12 protein-coding genes and 1 pseudogene are annotated in these 15,452 nt (G+C 39.9%); 11 read left to right on the top strand and 2 right to left on the bottom strand.

The genetic code is table 11. The features are described from left to right. Nucleotides 1–134: 134 nt before the first annotated feature. Nucleotides 135–1,133, top strand: a complete 999-nt coding sequence (locus AC1D7X_RS10085) for a Gfo/Idh/MocA family protein (protein WP_495475139.1) — start codon at nt 135–137, stop codon at nt 1,131–1,133. Between the two features lie 258 nt (nt 1,134–1,391). Next, nucleotides 1,392–2,135, top strand: coding sequence for a DsbA family protein (locus AC1D7X_RS10080; protein WP_495475138.1), 744 nt, complete (start codon nt 1,392–1,394; stop codon nt 2,133–2,135). Nucleotides 2,136–2,238: 103 nt separating this feature from the next. Here the strand turns inward: AC1D7X_RS10080 and AC1D7X_RS10075 are convergent. After that, a pseudogene (locus AC1D7X_RS10075) lies at nt 2,239–2,433 on the bottom strand (hypothetical protein); the annotation flags it as partial. Between the two features lie 392 nt (nt 2,434–2,825). Here AC1D7X_RS10075 and AC1D7X_RS10070 point away from each other — a divergent pair. From AC1D7X_RS10070 to AC1D7X_RS10055, 4 genes are all read left to right on the top strand, one after another. Further along, nucleotides 2,826–3,818 (top strand): phosphotransferase, encoded by a 993-nt coding sequence (locus AC1D7X_RS10070; RefSeq protein ID WP_495456919.1) that lies wholly within the window; start codon nt 2,826–2,828, stop codon nt 3,816–3,818. Between the two features lie 57 nt (nt 3,819–3,875). Further along, nucleotides 3,876–4,778, top strand: a complete 903-nt coding sequence (locus AC1D7X_RS10065; RefSeq protein WP_495456918.1) for a phosphotransferase — start codon at nt 3,876–3,878, stop codon at nt 4,776–4,778. A gap of 84 nt (nt 4,779–4,862) precedes the next feature. Continuing rightward, nucleotides 4,863–5,102 carry a hypothetical protein gene (locus tag AC1D7X_RS10060; RefSeq protein ID WP_495456917.1) on the top strand — a complete coding sequence of 80 codons (240 nt, stop codon included), beginning with the start codon at nt 4,863–4,865 and terminating at the stop codon, nt 5,100–5,102. A gap of 207 nt (nt 5,103–5,309) precedes the next feature. Beyond that, nucleotides 5,310–6,650, top strand: a complete 1,341-nt coding sequence (locus AC1D7X_RS10055) for an extracellular solute-binding protein (RefSeq protein WP_495456916.1) — start codon at nt 5,310–5,312, stop codon at nt 6,648–6,650. Between the two features lie 446 nt (nt 6,651–7,096). Here the strand turns inward: AC1D7X_RS10055 and AC1D7X_RS10050 are convergent, their stop codons facing one another. After that, the gene (locus AC1D7X_RS10050) at nt 7,097–7,879 is read right to left on the bottom strand and encodes a Cof-type HAD-IIB family hydrolase (RefSeq protein ID WP_495456915.1); all 783 of its coding nucleotides are present in this window, start codon (nt 7,877–7,879) and stop codon (nt 7,097–7,099) included. A gap of 265 nt (nt 7,880–8,144) precedes the next feature. On the opposite strand from AC1D7X_RS10050, the gene AC1D7X_RS10045 reads away from it, so the two are divergent. The 5 genes from AC1D7X_RS10045 to AC1D7X_RS10025 all read left to right on the top strand — a co-directional run bounded on the left by AC1D7X_RS10045 (nt 8,145) and on the right by AC1D7X_RS10025 (nt 15,399). Then, nucleotides 8,145–9,461, top strand: coding sequence for an MFS transporter (locus AC1D7X_RS10045; protein WP_495475137.1), 1,317 nt, complete (start codon nt 8,145–8,147; stop codon nt 9,459–9,461). 396 nt (nt 9,462–9,857) lie between these two features. Next, entirely contained in the window at nt 9,858–10,766 is a 909-nt protein-coding gene (locus AC1D7X_RS10040) for a copper amine oxidase N-terminal domain-containing protein (protein ID WP_495475136.1), read from the top strand. 11 nt (nt 10,767–10,777) lie between these two features. After that, nucleotides 10,778–14,068 carry a DUF5704 domain-containing protein gene (locus AC1D7X_RS10035; protein WP_495475135.1) on the top strand — a complete coding sequence of 1,097 codons (3,291 nt, stop codon included), beginning with the start codon at nt 10,778–10,780 and terminating at the stop codon, nt 14,066–14,068. 237 nt (nt 14,069–14,305) lie between these two features. Further along, a complete protein-coding gene (locus AC1D7X_RS10030; protein WP_495475134.1) occupies nt 14,306–14,653 on the top strand; it encodes a DUF805 domain-containing protein in 348 nt (115 codons plus the stop codon). A gap of 398 nt (nt 14,654–15,051) precedes the next feature. Next, nucleotides 15,052–15,399, top strand: a complete 348-nt coding sequence (locus tag AC1D7X_RS10025; protein WP_495475133.1) for a transposase — start codon at nt 15,052–15,054, stop codon at nt 15,397–15,399. Nucleotides 15,400–15,452: the final 53 nt, after the last annotated feature.

Below are 15,452 nucleotides of genomic sequence, written 5' to 3'. Positions count from 1 at the left end.
AGTCTAAAACAGAGGAGAAGCCACCTATACTAGGGGGCTTCTTTTGGCTTCCTCCATTTGGTAGAATGTAGTCATTACGTTATGATAGATAGAATGCACTAAAGCTATATTACTAGAACCCAAGGAGGAACATCATGGTAGAAGCAAACAGTCAAAAGGTTAAATGGGGCATCTTAGGTACAGGTTGGATCGCTGATCAGTTCGCTAAAGATCTAGCTCATGTAAGTAATGGTGAATGTTTAGCTGTTGGGTCGCGAACCGTTGAAAGCGCTAATACTTTTGCTGAACGATACAGTATCCCACGGGTTTATGGAAGTTATGATGAATTAGTTCATGATCCAGAGGTAGATGTGATATACGTGGCTACGCCACATCCTTTTCACAGAGAGAATGTCATGCAATGTCTACGGGCGGGTAAAGCCGTTCTATGTGAGAAGCCTTTTACAGTTAATAGTGGTGAGTTAGAAGAGATCGTAAGTTATGCGAAGGAACACAAGGTATTCCTAATGGAGGCCATGTGGACACGCTTCTTACCTCCAATCGTCAAAGTGAGAGAGTGGTTAAAGGAACAACGCATTGGGGACGTAAGGCTAGTGAATGCTGAGTTTGGGTTCCGTACGGGATGGGAGCCAGAGTCTAGACTACTTAATCCGGCTCTAGGTGGAGGAGCACTGCTCGACGCAGGCATCTATCCTGTCTCTTTCGCTTCTATGATATTTGGAGCTGAACCTAAGACGGTATCTAGCTTTGCGCATATCGGAGAGACAGGTGTAGACGAAGAGTTCTCCATGTTATTATCCTATGAATCTGGACAAAGAGCGATGTTGAATGGAGCAGTTCGCTTGGACCTCCCGAATGATGCCTTTATCCATGGAACAGAAGGATATATCCACATTCCACACTTTTTGAACGCACAATCAGCCACACTGTATGTGGGTGGAGAAGAAGTGGAGAAGTTCACGGATGATCGTGAATGTACAGGGTATGCTTTTGAAGCAGAGGAAGTGGGCAGATGCCTACTTGAAGGTCTTACAGAGAGTCCAACTATTACACTGGATGAATCTCGTAACATTATGAAACTACTTGATCAGGTCCGCGGACAATGGGGCTTGAAATATCCGTTTGAGAAATAAATATCATAGGATCCTACATGAGACATTTGAACCTTTATTAAAGGGTTTGAATGTCTTTTTTGTTTAGTTATTTCCAATTGTGACTATTTATACTGAAGGGAAGGCGACTTGTCTGATATAATCCTATCCTATTATATGAAATGCATGACTTCAGAAGGATACAGAGAGCTTCGTAGAATTCATTAGGAATGGGGGGACTCTGATTAGAAATTAGATGATAGTTGTAAGTTCAAATACCAAAATGAAAGAGGGGATAATATGAAGAAAACGAACTTTAAATCCAAATCTCGATATAAACCGAAGTCCAAATCGAAGTCTAAATATATCATAATCATCGGAGTTGTTGTGTTTATTGCCTTAGTAGCCCTGATTGGTATACTTAACAAATCTCAGAATTCCTCAGCACTGGAAGATATGCCTAACTTTACGGAAATCCGTGGAGAGATGAATCTGGATGGTATTGACTACAGTAAGCAACCACATTTGGGCAAAGGAGATACAGGAATCCAAGTCATAGAATTTGCTGATTTCAAATGTCCTGCTTGTAAAGAATGGGACGCAACCTATTTCGAGAAGCTAAAGGCAGAATTCGTGGATACGAACAAAATAGATCTCTACTTCATGAACTTCGCCTTCCTTGACCGGGATTCTATTCTAGCGGCTACTGCAGGAGAAAGTATTGGCAAACAGAATAACGATGCATTCTGGCAGTATAAGAAATTGTTGTTCCAGAACCAAAAGGATGAGACTCAAATCTGGGCAACGGAGAAATTCCTGCTTCAATTTGTAAAGGACAATATCACAGGCATCGATTATGATCTATTCAAGAAGGATCTACAGAATCATACAGATGCTCTAGCTGCCAAAGAAGATTATAAAATCAGCGCATCGTTAGGTGTAAATGGAACGCCTAAATTTATGGTGAACGGTAAGCTTCTCCCTAGTTCCTCTTATGAAGAATTAGTAGCTGCGATTGAAGATGAAATCTCTAGTGGAAAGTAAATAGGTTACTATGAATTACAATTTGAAAGGCACTTGCTGTAAGCGGCGAGGCCACAGAAAAACCTGAATCTGTAAAAGTGGATAAATAGATAAAGGCGAATTCTCACTCCATTTCGAGTAAGAATTCGCCTTTATTTATGTATATTCTCATGATTTTTACTTTAATAGCGTATATTCTTTTGAGATTGACTGCGAATATAGCCATCGCCCCTTGCATTTCCAAGCCTATGAGAACTGAAGAAGATGCCAGATCATACCCGTGTCGGTGTTTTAATTCGCTATTTTTAGGAGGCGCCTTCTAAAAGATGCCTTTATAAAATTAAATAACATTAGAGGAGCGTAGCGAAGGGGGGATTTGAAACTGTAGGAGCGATAGTGACCGCCTTTGTCTCCGGATTTCATCCGCTAACAGCGGCCGGAAGTTCAAATATTCCTCGTAGCTACAACGGACTCCTTAGATGCATAGGTCTCAAATTAGTAGGGACTTCTTCGGTGGCCTAGTAAACAGCAGGTGTCTTTTTTGCGTTGGATTTTATGGTTGAGAAAGTATTAAACATTGTTGGTGTTGGACGACACGGCTTATTAAATGGCAAATGAATTAATTATTCATATAAATTAGACACTTCACACGAGGTTCGAGAATAAACTGCCAATAAGTTTCATTATTGAACCGAGACGGGGGAGCATGACGTGCCGAATCGATACCAGAAGAGTAAGTTTAGGGCCATCACGAAGCAATATGGATTGGACCTTATACGTATTAAAACGCATGATTCTCTATACAAAAAAAATGCCGTGTATTGTGCCACAACAAACAAAGGTAAATTCCTCGTGAAAGCACTAAATACCAGAAGTATGGGTAAGGATTTACCGAAAAAAGAATTCTTCTCGTATGTTCGAAAGTTAAAGGAATCACATTATCCTTATGCTCCACAGTGGTTAAAAACGGGATCAGGCAAGTTCTTGGTTGGTTGGCATGGAAGACCCTATTATATGACTGAATGGGTTACGGGCCGAGCCCTTAATCGTGAACCTGAGGACTATGTATCGCTGGGAAAAGCGCTTGGTCATCTCCACAAACTCCGCAGAATTCATCGTACTCCAACACCGCTCTATACGCAGCAGAGAATAAAAACATTCAAAGCTCAAAGTCATCTTTTTCAACAGCATTTGAATTACATTCGCAATAAGAATAACGAATCGAGTCGATGGCTCGAGAAACATGGTGAGCGTTGTGTCCAATTGTCGAATGAAGCATGGGGAATTCTTCAAGATGCTAAAGTAAAACGCCTTCTTGCAAGAGAAAAGAGACATCCCACCTTGGTCCATGGTGACGTTACCATTCCTAATATCGTGATTCATCACAGGGGATTGTTTCTTATTGATTGGGATTGTCTGAGAACGGAGTCTATGTACTATGAAGTTGCGAAGACACTTGCCAACACAACAGCTTTCAAACCAACACTAATAGACGGTTTCTTGCAGGGCTATGAAGCGATTAGACCACTAAAGTCATCTGAACGTCTACTAATTAGTGCTCTGTTTAGGTTCCCACGGGAAGCATGGAATGTGGCGCGTAAGACGGCTACAGGTAGAAGCTACCATGAACTTGACATACTTGATGAAACATGGAGTGACCGCTTGAATGCCATAAATCATCTTGATGAATGGGCTAAGAGGTAGCCATTACCTTTCAAGGATTCGGATAATCAAAATTTGATGTAAGACGGGTGATCAAGGATGGGTCTAAGATCTGAACTCGAGAAGCATTATGGTATTCATATTTTAAAAATGGCTAGAATTCGCGATGTATACAAAATAGCAACACGAAGTCATGGTCTTCTATGTTTGAAGAGTTATGAGATCCTAGAAGAAGAGATGCAATTCATTACACAGGTCTTCACACACTTACTCCAAAGGGATTTCAACTATGGCCCTAAGGTGCTATTAACGGTTGACCATTCTTATTGTCTTGTAATCAATGGTGTGTATTACATGCTTACGAATTGGGTGAAAGGGGAACATCCGCAATTTACAAAAAAGGAACATTTCAAGAAAGGTATTCGAAGACTGGCAACATTTCATTCCATTGCCCAGGGATTCAACGCCCCACATATTCCAGCTAATCGGATTAGATACACTCAGTTGAAGAAGCATATTAAATCTGATTGTAATTACCTTGTAGATTATCCCAAGCTGAAACATATGATGTCGATTTGCGAAGAAGCATTGGATCATGTTGATAATCCAAGTGTTATTCAAGGGATCGAACGGGAACAAGAGGCGATGGCTTTTATACATGGCGATTACAATTATCCGAATCTGATGTTAGACACAACGAAAAAGATGCATATGATTGATTTCGATAATACATCGTTACATGTGCGTATGGAGGACTTTGCTCATATTTTACATCGAAATGTGGCTTGGAAGGGAAAGGATATGTTGCGTTGGATACAATACTATGATAAATATCGCCCTTTAAGTAAAGAAGACCTACATGTATTGTATACGTTATTGCTTGTTCCTTATCCTATAATTAGGGCACTTAAGCAGAGCAAGCGGTATAACCGACAGCATATCATGCTTCCCTCCAGCCAGAAGATCAAAGAATATAAGCATGAGTTAAAACAGATGTTATAAGTGGCTTGATATTCGTCCACACCAATTAATTGATGTTGGCATTAAATACAACGTATCAATTAATTAGTGATGGAGGTCTTTTAAATGAGTGATTCTGATTTCAAAGAAAAGCATTCTGGGTTTGAAAAGGAAAATCGTAAATTTAAAAAACATTCTAGAGAAAGCCGTAACCATTTCATGGAAGTGAAAGATAAGAAATTATCGGAGGGCTTAATCACACTCGTTCATAGTCTTAAAGGAATGAATTCAAAGTTGAATCGAATCAATAAAAAGGTATGCCGGATAGAAAAATGTTGCAAACGTCAAAACAGACACAAACACTAAAACTTGTTAAAGATCCTCCTCATCTCCTCATCTTGATTATTCAGGTGGGGGATCTTTTTTTTGAAATATAAGCTACTTATGAGGTGACAAAAAATTCAAATGACATGACAGGAGATGATACCAGTGGTATTCTCTTAAGTATACATAGGGTAAGCGCTATCATAGTGATTATATTTGCGATGCGATAAGGGAAGAGGGGACGAACGGATGTATAGAAAGAGAATCACTTCAGGTTGGATGATCATACTTGTGATGATGGTTGTATTAGCTGGATGTGATGGGTCGATTGGTAACACATTGAAAGAAGGAAATAGCACAGCAACACCAACAGATAGTAATGACCAGAAGATTACATTGAAAATGATGCATTTATGGTCGGCGGCAAATTCTGCTCAACAGAATAAGTTAGTGAATGAGATCATTGGCCTATACCAGACAGATCATCCTAACGTGACCATTAAGCAAGAAGTTCTGGAGAATGAACCATATAAGAATAAATTAAAAGTATTATCCGCGTCCAATGAGTTACCGGATGTGGGTATTACTTGGGCCGCAGGGTTTATGGAACCTTATGTAAAGGGAGGGTTGTTTGCAAACTTAGACGATATTCTAGGTGGGGAACAACTGAAGGATAAATTCGTTGCAGGTACAACGGAGGCGTATGCCGTAGACAATAAGACGTATGCTCTTCCCATTGAGTTGAGTATATCGCCGATCTACTATAACAAAGCTATTTTTGCAAAATATAACCTTCAAGTCCCTACAACATATGATGAATTCAAACAAGTTGTAAAAATGTTAGCAGATCGTGGTGTCGCACCCATCGCGTTGGGTAACAAGGATCGCTGGACAGGCTCATTGTGGTATATGTATCTAGCTGATCGAATTGCTGGTAATGAGACGTTGAAGAATGCTATTAATGGTTCGGGTTCGTTTGATGATCCAGGTCTCATACAAGCAGCTGCGGAGATTCAGATGTTAGTGGACATGAATGCTTTTAATAAAGGATTTAACGGACTATCTCATGATGAAGCTAAGTCGGAGTTCATGAATAATAAAGCGGCTATGTATTTAATGGGATCCTGGGAATTACCTAACTATACGACAAGTCCTGATACTCCGCAGAATTTCAAAGATAACATTGGATTCTTTAAATTCCCTACTGTAGAAGGGGGAAAAGGGGATATTAACAGCTGGGTAGGAGGTCCAGGAGTAGGACTATTCGTAGCTGAGAATTCGAAGGTGAAAGACGAAGCTAAAGCTTTCGTAGAATATTTTGTCTCCAAGTGGGGAGAGCAATCCGTCTCAAGTGCAGGCATTATTCCAGCAACGAAGGTGGATACAACCAAAGGGTCCTTACCCGCATTATATAAAGATCTATTTAATGAATTGAATAGTGCTAGTAGCATTACACTATATACGGATGTTCAAATGAAGCCGAACGCGGCACAAGTACATTTGGATATGATTCAGGCATTATTCGGTAAGGTCGTGACTCCTGAAGAATTTGCGAAGAAACATATAGAAGCAATTCGGAAAGGAAATTAATTAGGTAGTTTGGATCAAGGTCTACGAGAGTGTCTAGTTCATTAGTGAAAAAGGGTGAAGGAAGAATAAATAATACAAGAATAAGAGAAGTACGACGCTGTATATGATAATTTTTGTTTTCGTTGGTTTTTGGTAAATGTCATAACATGGGGTTATAACAATCATTACAACTGCGATTAAAAAGGATAACCGACTTGGGAAAGCTATGAAAAAAATCATGCTAAGAAAGTTAATCATTTTGATGATTGTTTCGAACTTCCAACTTTTCATGCTATATCTCCTTAAATATTAGTTTATTATCTACTTAAGTAAACGCAAGGTTACGGTGTGAAGTTTAAAAAAGATGCTATGAGTGGAAACAGTCGTGTGTATGGAACAGCATACTTTCATAAAAGAAAGGCTACCTAATCTGTCCAAGAGATAGATTAGGTAGCCTATTTGTTTGCCTAACTTAATAGTCCCAGCATTTGCAAGGCATGTAATATGCCATCTTCATCGACGGCCTTGGTCACGTATTTCGCAGCATTCTTAGCTTCAGGGATCGCATTTCCCATCGCTACGCTATTTGGAATCATAGATAACATTTCGATATCATTTAATGCATCTCCGAAAGCATATTGGTATTCAGGAGCAATACCAAGCTTGTCGGTAATATGACGGATTCCCTTAGCTTTGGAGCCTCCTGCTGGAACAACATCCACAGCATTCAGATGCCAACGTACGAAATCAAAGGCATGGAATACATTCTCATAGAAGGATTCTTCCTCTGGTCGACACATCAATAGCGACTGGTAGATATCTCTACCTTTGTAATACAAGGGATCGTGAATAGGGACGATTTGGCTTTTAAACGTGTTGATGGTCTTCGCCACATATTCATCGTCAGGAACGTTAGCTCGCATATTCTCATGGTCCATATAGACGATTGCGTGTTCATTGGATAGGGCTACTTGAGTCAGATCACTCAAACTCTCACTGTTCATCGGGTTGCTATAGATGGCTTCTCCTCGTAGAACTACGTACTGACCATTAAAGCTAACATAGGTATCAATATCGAGTTGTTTACGAAGATCTTCGAACATAAAGGGTGCTCGTCCGGTAGCGATAGCTACTTCATGTCCTTGTTCCTTCAGGGAGAAGATGGCTTGTTCCGCAGTCTTGGGGAGTTCCTTGTTATGATCCAGAAGGGTACCGTCAATATCGAAAAAAATAATGCTCTTATTATGCATATAGCTACACCTAATTTCCACAATATTAGTTACATTCACGCTAGTATTCTCCATTATACCAAAGAATAGGCCTGAATTAAGTGATGATGCTCATGACATCGAATATTTACGAATAATCTATATAAAAAGGAAAAAAATGATATTTTTATATACCAATTTATAGAATTAGTGATAATATGTTATGAAGAAATAGAATGTTTCGCGTTAGAGGGGTAGAGCAATAAAGTAAGCGGGAGATTATTGAACATCAGGAGAGGAAGATTCTATGATTAAGCGATCTTTTTATTTATTATGGGGAACACAGACGGTATCGAATACAGCTGATATTATCTATCTAATGGGATTGATCTCATTTGTATTTGGTAGTACGCAATCCCTCATCTTTACAAGCTTCGTTCCATTGTTCCGCATGTCTTCCAAAATACTTAGTGGGTTAATGGCTCCCCTAGTCATTTCACGTTACAAGCTCACGCGTATTTTATTTGTCTCACAGGTAGGACAATTTATTCTGTTCACAAGCATGTTATGTTATCTATGGCTCGTTCCAGCCAATCGGTCCTATGTGATTATATTCCTTATTGTATTTGGAATGTCATTCTTGGATGGGTGGACGAATCCAGCTCGAAATGCACTCGTGCCAAGACTAGCTTCAGAAGAAGGGTTAATGAGAGCAAACGGTTTAATCTCTGTTAGTGATCAGGTTGTTAGATGTGGTGGTTGGGCGCTTAGTGGAGTGATCGTGGCTATCCTAGGTCCAATACCTACGCTAACTATAGCTTCCGTCTGTTATGGTATTGCTATGGTACTAACAGCTTTTATCCGTGATACAACTGTAGATGGTAGAAAGAGTAGCATTCATAGAAAAAGTATGAAACAAGTGCCAACAGATGGTTCGACCATCGTAGCCGAATCTTCTTTACATAAAGAATCACGCTGGAGCAACCTTACTGAGGGATGGATCCTTCTTGGGCGTAATCGTCGCTTACGTTCACTCGCCATTATTGATGTGTTTGACACGTTGGGAGGAACAGCTTGGATTAGCGTATTCCTTCTTGCCTTTATTCAACAAGTACTCCATCGTGATGAGAGCTGGTGGGGGATTATGAATGGATCTTTTTTTGCAGGATCTATAGTGGGTGGATTATTTGTAGTAACCTTAGTGAAGAAGTTGCAAAAGCGAAGTTATCTAATCATGCTCCTAGGGTTGTCCGTATACGTCTTGTTGACGGTCCTATTCGCTTTCACAACACAGCTGTTAGTTGCCTTGATCCTTCTTACGTTATCTGGATTTCCTGTACAAGTAGCGGGTGTGATCCGACATACATTGATTCAAGAGAGCGTAGATTCAACTCAATTACCGAAGGTTTTTGCCGCTTGGGATGTCGTGGTTAATCTAACCTTTATGAGCTCCATGGTGGTATTAGCTTGGTTCGCTGACACATTCGGTATGGTTAATTTATATCTTCTAGCAGCAGCACTTACCACGATTTCAGTTATTATTGCTGTGTTTTACCGCAAAGCATTCAAGGCACCTGAAGTCGTTCAACAAGATCCAATAGGGTTAAGTAATCAGGTGAGCTGAGATTGTTATTATATAGAAATATAGCATTAGCAGATATATACATTTGTGTATAGACCAGATGCGAGGTTTGAAGTATATTAAAATAGATTAACGTTAGCAACGCAATAGTTCCCCTTGAAGCACAAGGCGGATTTCCTCTTTAGGGAAATTCGTCTTTTTTGTTGTCTAATATTATCGGAAGATAGGTAAATATATATTTACTTGTTAGGAATATTATACCAATTTATTTCAGAAGTATGATAGAATGGCTTTGATTTTCGTTTAGTGCAGATTGGGAGGCAGCGGCGCTGATCTATTTTCACGTGAGCGTAGCTGAAATAAATGTAAGGATGTGAGGCTTGGATAATGTTCTTGTAACAAAGAGGGATGAGAGGAAATTATGAGGAGGACAGAAGAATGAAAAAAATATTATTATCTCTAACGATGGTTGTGATGTTCGCTAGTACGGTGGTCATTCCAGTAAATGCTGCGGAAAGTACCATTCCCAAAAATACGGTTATTAACGTGCTTATGGATGGGAAGAAGATTAAATTTCAAGGTGGTAATCCATACTCGGACAGTGCAAGTAGAATTCAAGTTCCCTTTCGAGGGATAGGTGAAGCGATGGGAGCAAAGGTTGATTACTCTGGGAAGAATGTTTCTTTTGAGAAAGGTGATATTTCTATTCAATTGACGTTAGGTTCAAACATGGCTGCGGTAAACGACAAGACCATTACGTTGGATTCTGTAGCCACTGCAAAGAATGGACGAACTTTTGTGCCTCTTCGTTTTATCAGTGAAAACTTAGGTGAGAATGTCCGCTGGGATGGAGAAGGGAACATGGTGTGGATCGGGGAAGAGAAGTTCTATACACAAGAGGAGATTGCAGGAGCGGGTGAAGATATTAGTAAATATGCTTCGTTGTATACAGGTGATGAGTATCTAATGAGTAGTGCTATTAGAGTTCCATACACTAAGATTCATATACTGTCTATCGACCAACTTCCAGTGAAAGTCGGACCTAATATTATTTATGATATGTGGACATATCGGGAAGATGGAAAGAGCTATATTGCCATAAGACATTCGGATACATCTCCTAACATTTATTTTCTTACAGATGAATTTAGACCTAAGTTTAGATACCCTTGGAAAGAAGATTCTAAGAAAAAGGTAATCAAAACAGATGGTTATGCTGTTATGGAATATGCGGATCGCCTGTATGGAGATAACAATGCTGAGAATTTTAAGATCAACCAAGCGAAATATATTGGATTTAGAATTGACACGACCTCTATTGTTCTGCTGAAAAATCCCTGGGAATGAGGTCGTAAATATTGATCAAAAAGAGAATATTTATAACAATCATAGCGATTCTCATTTTCATTGGTAGTCTACCATATTCAGATTCTATTCATGCAGCAGGACTAACGTTGCCTACGTATCCGGATGGAGATAATATAAACATTCATTATTTTGTGGGATTAGGATATCACGATATATGGCAACGGACGAATGGGCAATGGACGAGCGATGGCTATCCTGGGGGTCCTTCAAATACGACTTGGATTTATGAGTTTTATTTCCCAAACAGAAAGATTAAAAGTGTGAAGGTTGATCCATTTGTTTATGCTACGATAAACCGTCAGGTTAAGGTAAATACAGATGTAAATGGTGACGGTCAATTGAATGCACAAGATATTTTCTATACCTCTCGGTATAAGCAACTACACTATCATAATTTTGTAGATAAAATGGTGCAAGAAAACACGTTTACTGTTGGGAAAATTTCTGGGCAGGAGATTGGTGTAGGATCTGATAATGTTAGTGGCCAAGTGGATGTGAATGGAATACTTAATGCTCCTAATCCAGAGAGACTTACGCCAGGAGCAGATAAAGATCCATCCCTTGTCGGTTTAAGGCACTATTTTCCGATCTTCTATACCATTGAGCTTGAACCCGAAGGTGGTACTGCTGAAATACGACACTTATCCACAACAGGTAAAAGCCTAAATGGTGTAGCTGGTTTCACAGATAAAACGAAGGATTTAATCGTAGGTACGAATTACTCCTTCACACATACGTCAGGAACAGTAGACTACGTATATAAGGGATATAAGAAAAGTACAGTATCCACCCCTTCAGGTGGTAGTATCGTTACCGGAGATCCACCGGCGCTCAATCCATATGACGGAAGCTTTCCAGTGTATTATATCAACTACTATTATGAGACTAATGTTCCACCACCACCTGATGCTGAATGCACTATCCCCGCACCCGGACAACCCATATCAGGAAAGTACATGGATCCCGTAGTTACAGCAAGGATTCGAGCAGATTCTCGTGGAAGTGAGCAATTCGATGTGTTGCTAGGTATACCGACATCCGAGAGCCTGTATGGAAATGTATTAGCGAGAAACTACCTATATCAAGATGAGTTTGTTCAAATGACAGGAAAGTGTACCTTTACCGTTTCAGTGAATAAGGAATACACGTTAACGTGGGACCCAGGACAACCAAGTATAGATGCACAGGGAAAACCAATAACCATACCCGATCCTCAAAGTGATACCGTTAGTAAAACTTATCAGTATAAAATAGAGCGTCCATACTCATATTGGACAATTAAAAATTTAGAAGTCTACAAAATAGATCAGGCTAGTCTAGTGAATTATGCGCTCCCGAATTCGGGTATCGTCATTCAACCAAACGGTTATACAGCGCCTTATTATTCGTCATCAACCAATGGTAATTATTATCCTCCAGTACCCCCTGATGAGGTGCAAGCACCCGGACAAACATTAAGTGGAGGGAAAACAAAACCTAATGTTCCAGATGATCAATCTAGTCTGAAATCAAGTGCAGACAAAGTAGTAGAGAAAGTAGAAGTGGAAAATGATTATTTAGAGTTTAACGGACAAAAGATTCTGAACAATTCACGAGTGAAGGAAATCGGACTAACACCAGGGCAAATTCCAGCACCACAAATGGTTGGTCAAAATGTTTTGTATAGTCCCAATCATATGATTAGTAGCAGCAAGGTGAATAAAAAAGATACACCGAGCAGCGGAGTCATTAATTATGATTTAATGTCAGGCAATATTAATGGAGGATCAAACCAACAATTTGCAATCAATGGTATTAACACAGTAACCGTACACACGCCGGTCGTAAATTATTCATCCGTAACAGATGATAGGGCACATAACCAGAAGACGACACCTAACCCCAATCGTGCTGCATTCATATTAGATCGACCTTTTACCGTTCGGATTCCCACAAGTGGACAGCACGTGAATTACCCAGGGTACGGCAACCGAGATTATAGCAAATACATAATGACCAAGCAGGTCTATTTTCCATTCGATGTATACAATATGAACAAAACGTTGTTTATTCCTAAAAAAACGTGGATAGATGTTCCGATCAATCAGCTTGATACGACATTCTTCCTACCTGTATGGGTAGATGAAGGAGATTATACCGTCTATTTCAGGACGATTGCCGAGAATTCACCAACACAGCTAGAGACACAGCCCGACGCGAACATAGATCTAATCCATCATGTAGCTACGGATGAAGTATCGGTCGAAGTAATAGGACGAATCTATGACTTCCGTGTAACGGACATCGCAGACTATCACTGGGAGACCGTCTTCCGTGTGAAGAAGGGAGATTTCACACCACGTGGAGTTTCTTATTGGGTAGGTACAAATTCTATCGATGGAGCTCCGCGAGGAAATCTATCACCATACCTGCTTCCAATCGCTCCCGGGAGTCATCCACAACAAGGATATAAGAATGTCAGTGTGAAGACGGGATACCATTTTAAATTCGATCTGAAGACAAAAGGAAATATGTTCGGATTGCAAGATGGGATCGATATCACACCCAGTTTTTACTTCGTAAGTAAGGACGGGAAGACGCGCCAAAGCGTGGATCTCTACTATAATAGTGGCTCGAAGACGATGATTAAAATTGGATCACCGCAAGATACCGTAAAGAGGTATGTCATCCTGAACGAACGACTGCGGAATGTTCCGCAGCAAGAACTCATGAATACAGCGTCTTATCGGTACAACCATGATGCGTTAGCGCAGAAGGAAGGCAGCAGTAGTCAATATATTGAGAAATATATCAATACGTTGACTAAGGAGAAAACGTGGGTTGGATCGTATAGCGCCCTTACCCTTTCATCGAATATTCGTACCCTCTTTGGACCTACTGCAAATATACCCAATGGGGTAGATACGGAACGAGCGAATGCTTCGATTCAGCACTGGTACGGGGAATACAGCATACCAGCGGATGTATATGCGGTGAAGAAGGGGACGAACGTGGCGGATTACGCTCGGACGAAGGGGCTAGACGATCATTCATCCCTATTCCTAAAGAACGGTTATATTGTCGTTAACTTTGATATGGAGACGTTACAGAATGGAGATGTCACCCACCCGCATTTGCAATATATCCATGCTCCCCTCATGAATCAATGGCAGATGGAAGGATTCAATAGAACGTATACCGACCCGAAAGGACAGAACTTCACACTTCAAGATGGGGATGTTGTATTCTATCATGCGAACTTATCTAGCCGAGATGATTTCGACTCACAAGTTCCTCATTAAAGAATAATTAATGAGTCTATTAGATCTCAAAGACCACAGCAAATCTGGATGCAATAGTATCCAGATTTGTTTTATTTACAGGTTTAATTTGGCTAGAATCCATTTCGAATGCATTCATTATTATTCTTAATATTCAATAATATTGAATTTAACCAAATATTATGAATTGATCTTGCCGATATAGATTAAGGTAATAAATGTACCTATCGTAAGTGAAGTTAGTTAAGGGGGAGCAGCATGAGTTGGTATTTAAAGGCATTAAAGAATTATGTGGGTTTTCAAGGGAGAGCGCGGCGAAAGGAAAACTGGCTATTCGCCCTTTTTACTTTCATAGTCTCCATGATGCTTCTAATCGTGGATACCATTACAGGTCAAGACGGAGTATTAACACTAATATATTACGTAGCCTCAATATTACCATCGCTAGCTGTTGTAGTTCGTAGGCTACATGATACGGGAAGAAGTGGATGGTGGTACTTTTTGAGTCTGATCCCTCTAGTTGGAGGTATTATTGTACTTGTGTTTTTGTGTCAAGATAGTGTAGACGATAATAAATATGGACCTAATCCAAAAAAATTAGGTTAAGTTAGGTTTAGAACCTCTCTCAATGTTGAGAGAGGTTCTGTTAAAACGGTGCCGTCTTTGAAAAGGAACGGCACCGCTTCTACTTGCATCTATATTCCAGGACCGTTAACACTCACTTGGTATTAGAGCATTGGAAAGCTTAGTTCGGTACGAAAGTATTGCCCCGGAAGGTGAGCTTGATGGCTATGGATGACGAATAACAGGAAATTCTCCTGCTAATGTGACTAGTGCACGTTCGGGAGATAATTTAGATGGAATTATTTCATCTAAAGTTTTCTTTACCAGGAAATTTGCGGATAATGGATTGAGTTAAGGGGATAATTGTAGCTAGAATAAAAAGTGGACACCTGTTAAGAGAAACTGGATAATTTACTTAACAAAGAAAGAGGTGTCCTTTTATGAGGGAACAACGACAACGGTTTAATGAGGAATTCAAAAAACAGACGGTGAAATTCATTCAGGAGCAGACAAAAACAGTTGCAGAGATGGCACTGGAAATGAATATTCCTGCAGGAACCATTCATCAATGGATTGCAAAGTACAGAGAGTTTGAGAATGAGTCTTTGGCAAGTCCGGAGAAAGTTCGTCAGTTAGAACAGTTGTTAAAAGAGAAAGAACGTGAATATCAAGAGAAAGATCGTGTATTTGTGGATCTTCAGGAAGAAATGGCAATTTTAAAAAGGCTCTGCACATCTTCAGCAAAGAAAAGAACTAAGGTTCCAGTTTATCGAAAATCATCGCTCTGAATTTCGATTGGAGAAGATGTGCAAAGTGATGAAGGTTTCAAGGAGCGGTTATT

The organism is Paenibacillus sp. Y568 (assembly GCF_059445545.1).
The sequence above is the reverse complement of the archived record's forward strand: the minus strand, read 5'-3'. Positions and strand labels throughout refer to the sequence as shown.

Excerpts from the sequence above, each read along its gene's own strand:
- AC1D7X_RS10030 (WP_495475134.1), top strand. The coding sequence starts at position 14,306 with ATGAGTTGGTATTTAAAGGCATTAAAGAATTATGTGGGTTTTCAAGGG.
- AC1D7X_RS10050 (WP_495456915.1), bottom strand. The coding sequence starts at position 7,879 with ATGCATAATAAGAGCATTATTTTTTTCGATATTGACGGTACCCTTCTG.
- AC1D7X_RS10080 (WP_495475138.1), top strand. The coding sequence starts at position 1,392 with ATGAAGAAAACGAACTTTAAATCCAAATCTCGATATAAACCGAAGTCC.
- AC1D7X_RS10060 (WP_495456917.1), top strand. The coding sequence starts at position 4,863 with ATGAGTGATTCTGATTTCAAAGAAAAGCATTCTGGGTTTGAAAAGGAA.
- AC1D7X_RS10040 (WP_495475136.1), top strand. The coding sequence starts at position 9,858 with ATGAAAAAAATATTATTATCTCTAACGATGGTTGTGATGTTCGCTAGT.
- AC1D7X_RS10055 (WP_495456916.1), top strand. The coding sequence starts at position 5,310 with ATGTATAGAAAGAGAATCACTTCAGGTTGGATGATCATACTTGTGATG.
- AC1D7X_RS10045 (WP_495475137.1), top strand. The coding sequence starts at position 8,145 with ATGATTAAGCGATCTTTTTATTTATTATGGGGAACACAGACGGTATCG.
- AC1D7X_RS10025 (WP_495475133.1), top strand. The coding sequence starts at position 15,052 with ATGAGGGAACAACGACAACGGTTTAATGAGGAATTCAAAAAACAGACG.
- AC1D7X_RS10085 (WP_495475139.1), top strand. The coding sequence starts at position 135 with ATGGTAGAAGCAAACAGTCAAAAGGTTAAATGGGGCATCTTAGGTACA.
- AC1D7X_RS10065 (WP_495456918.1), top strand. The coding sequence starts at position 3,876 with ATGGGTCTAAGATCTGAACTCGAGAAGCATTATGGTATTCATATTTTA.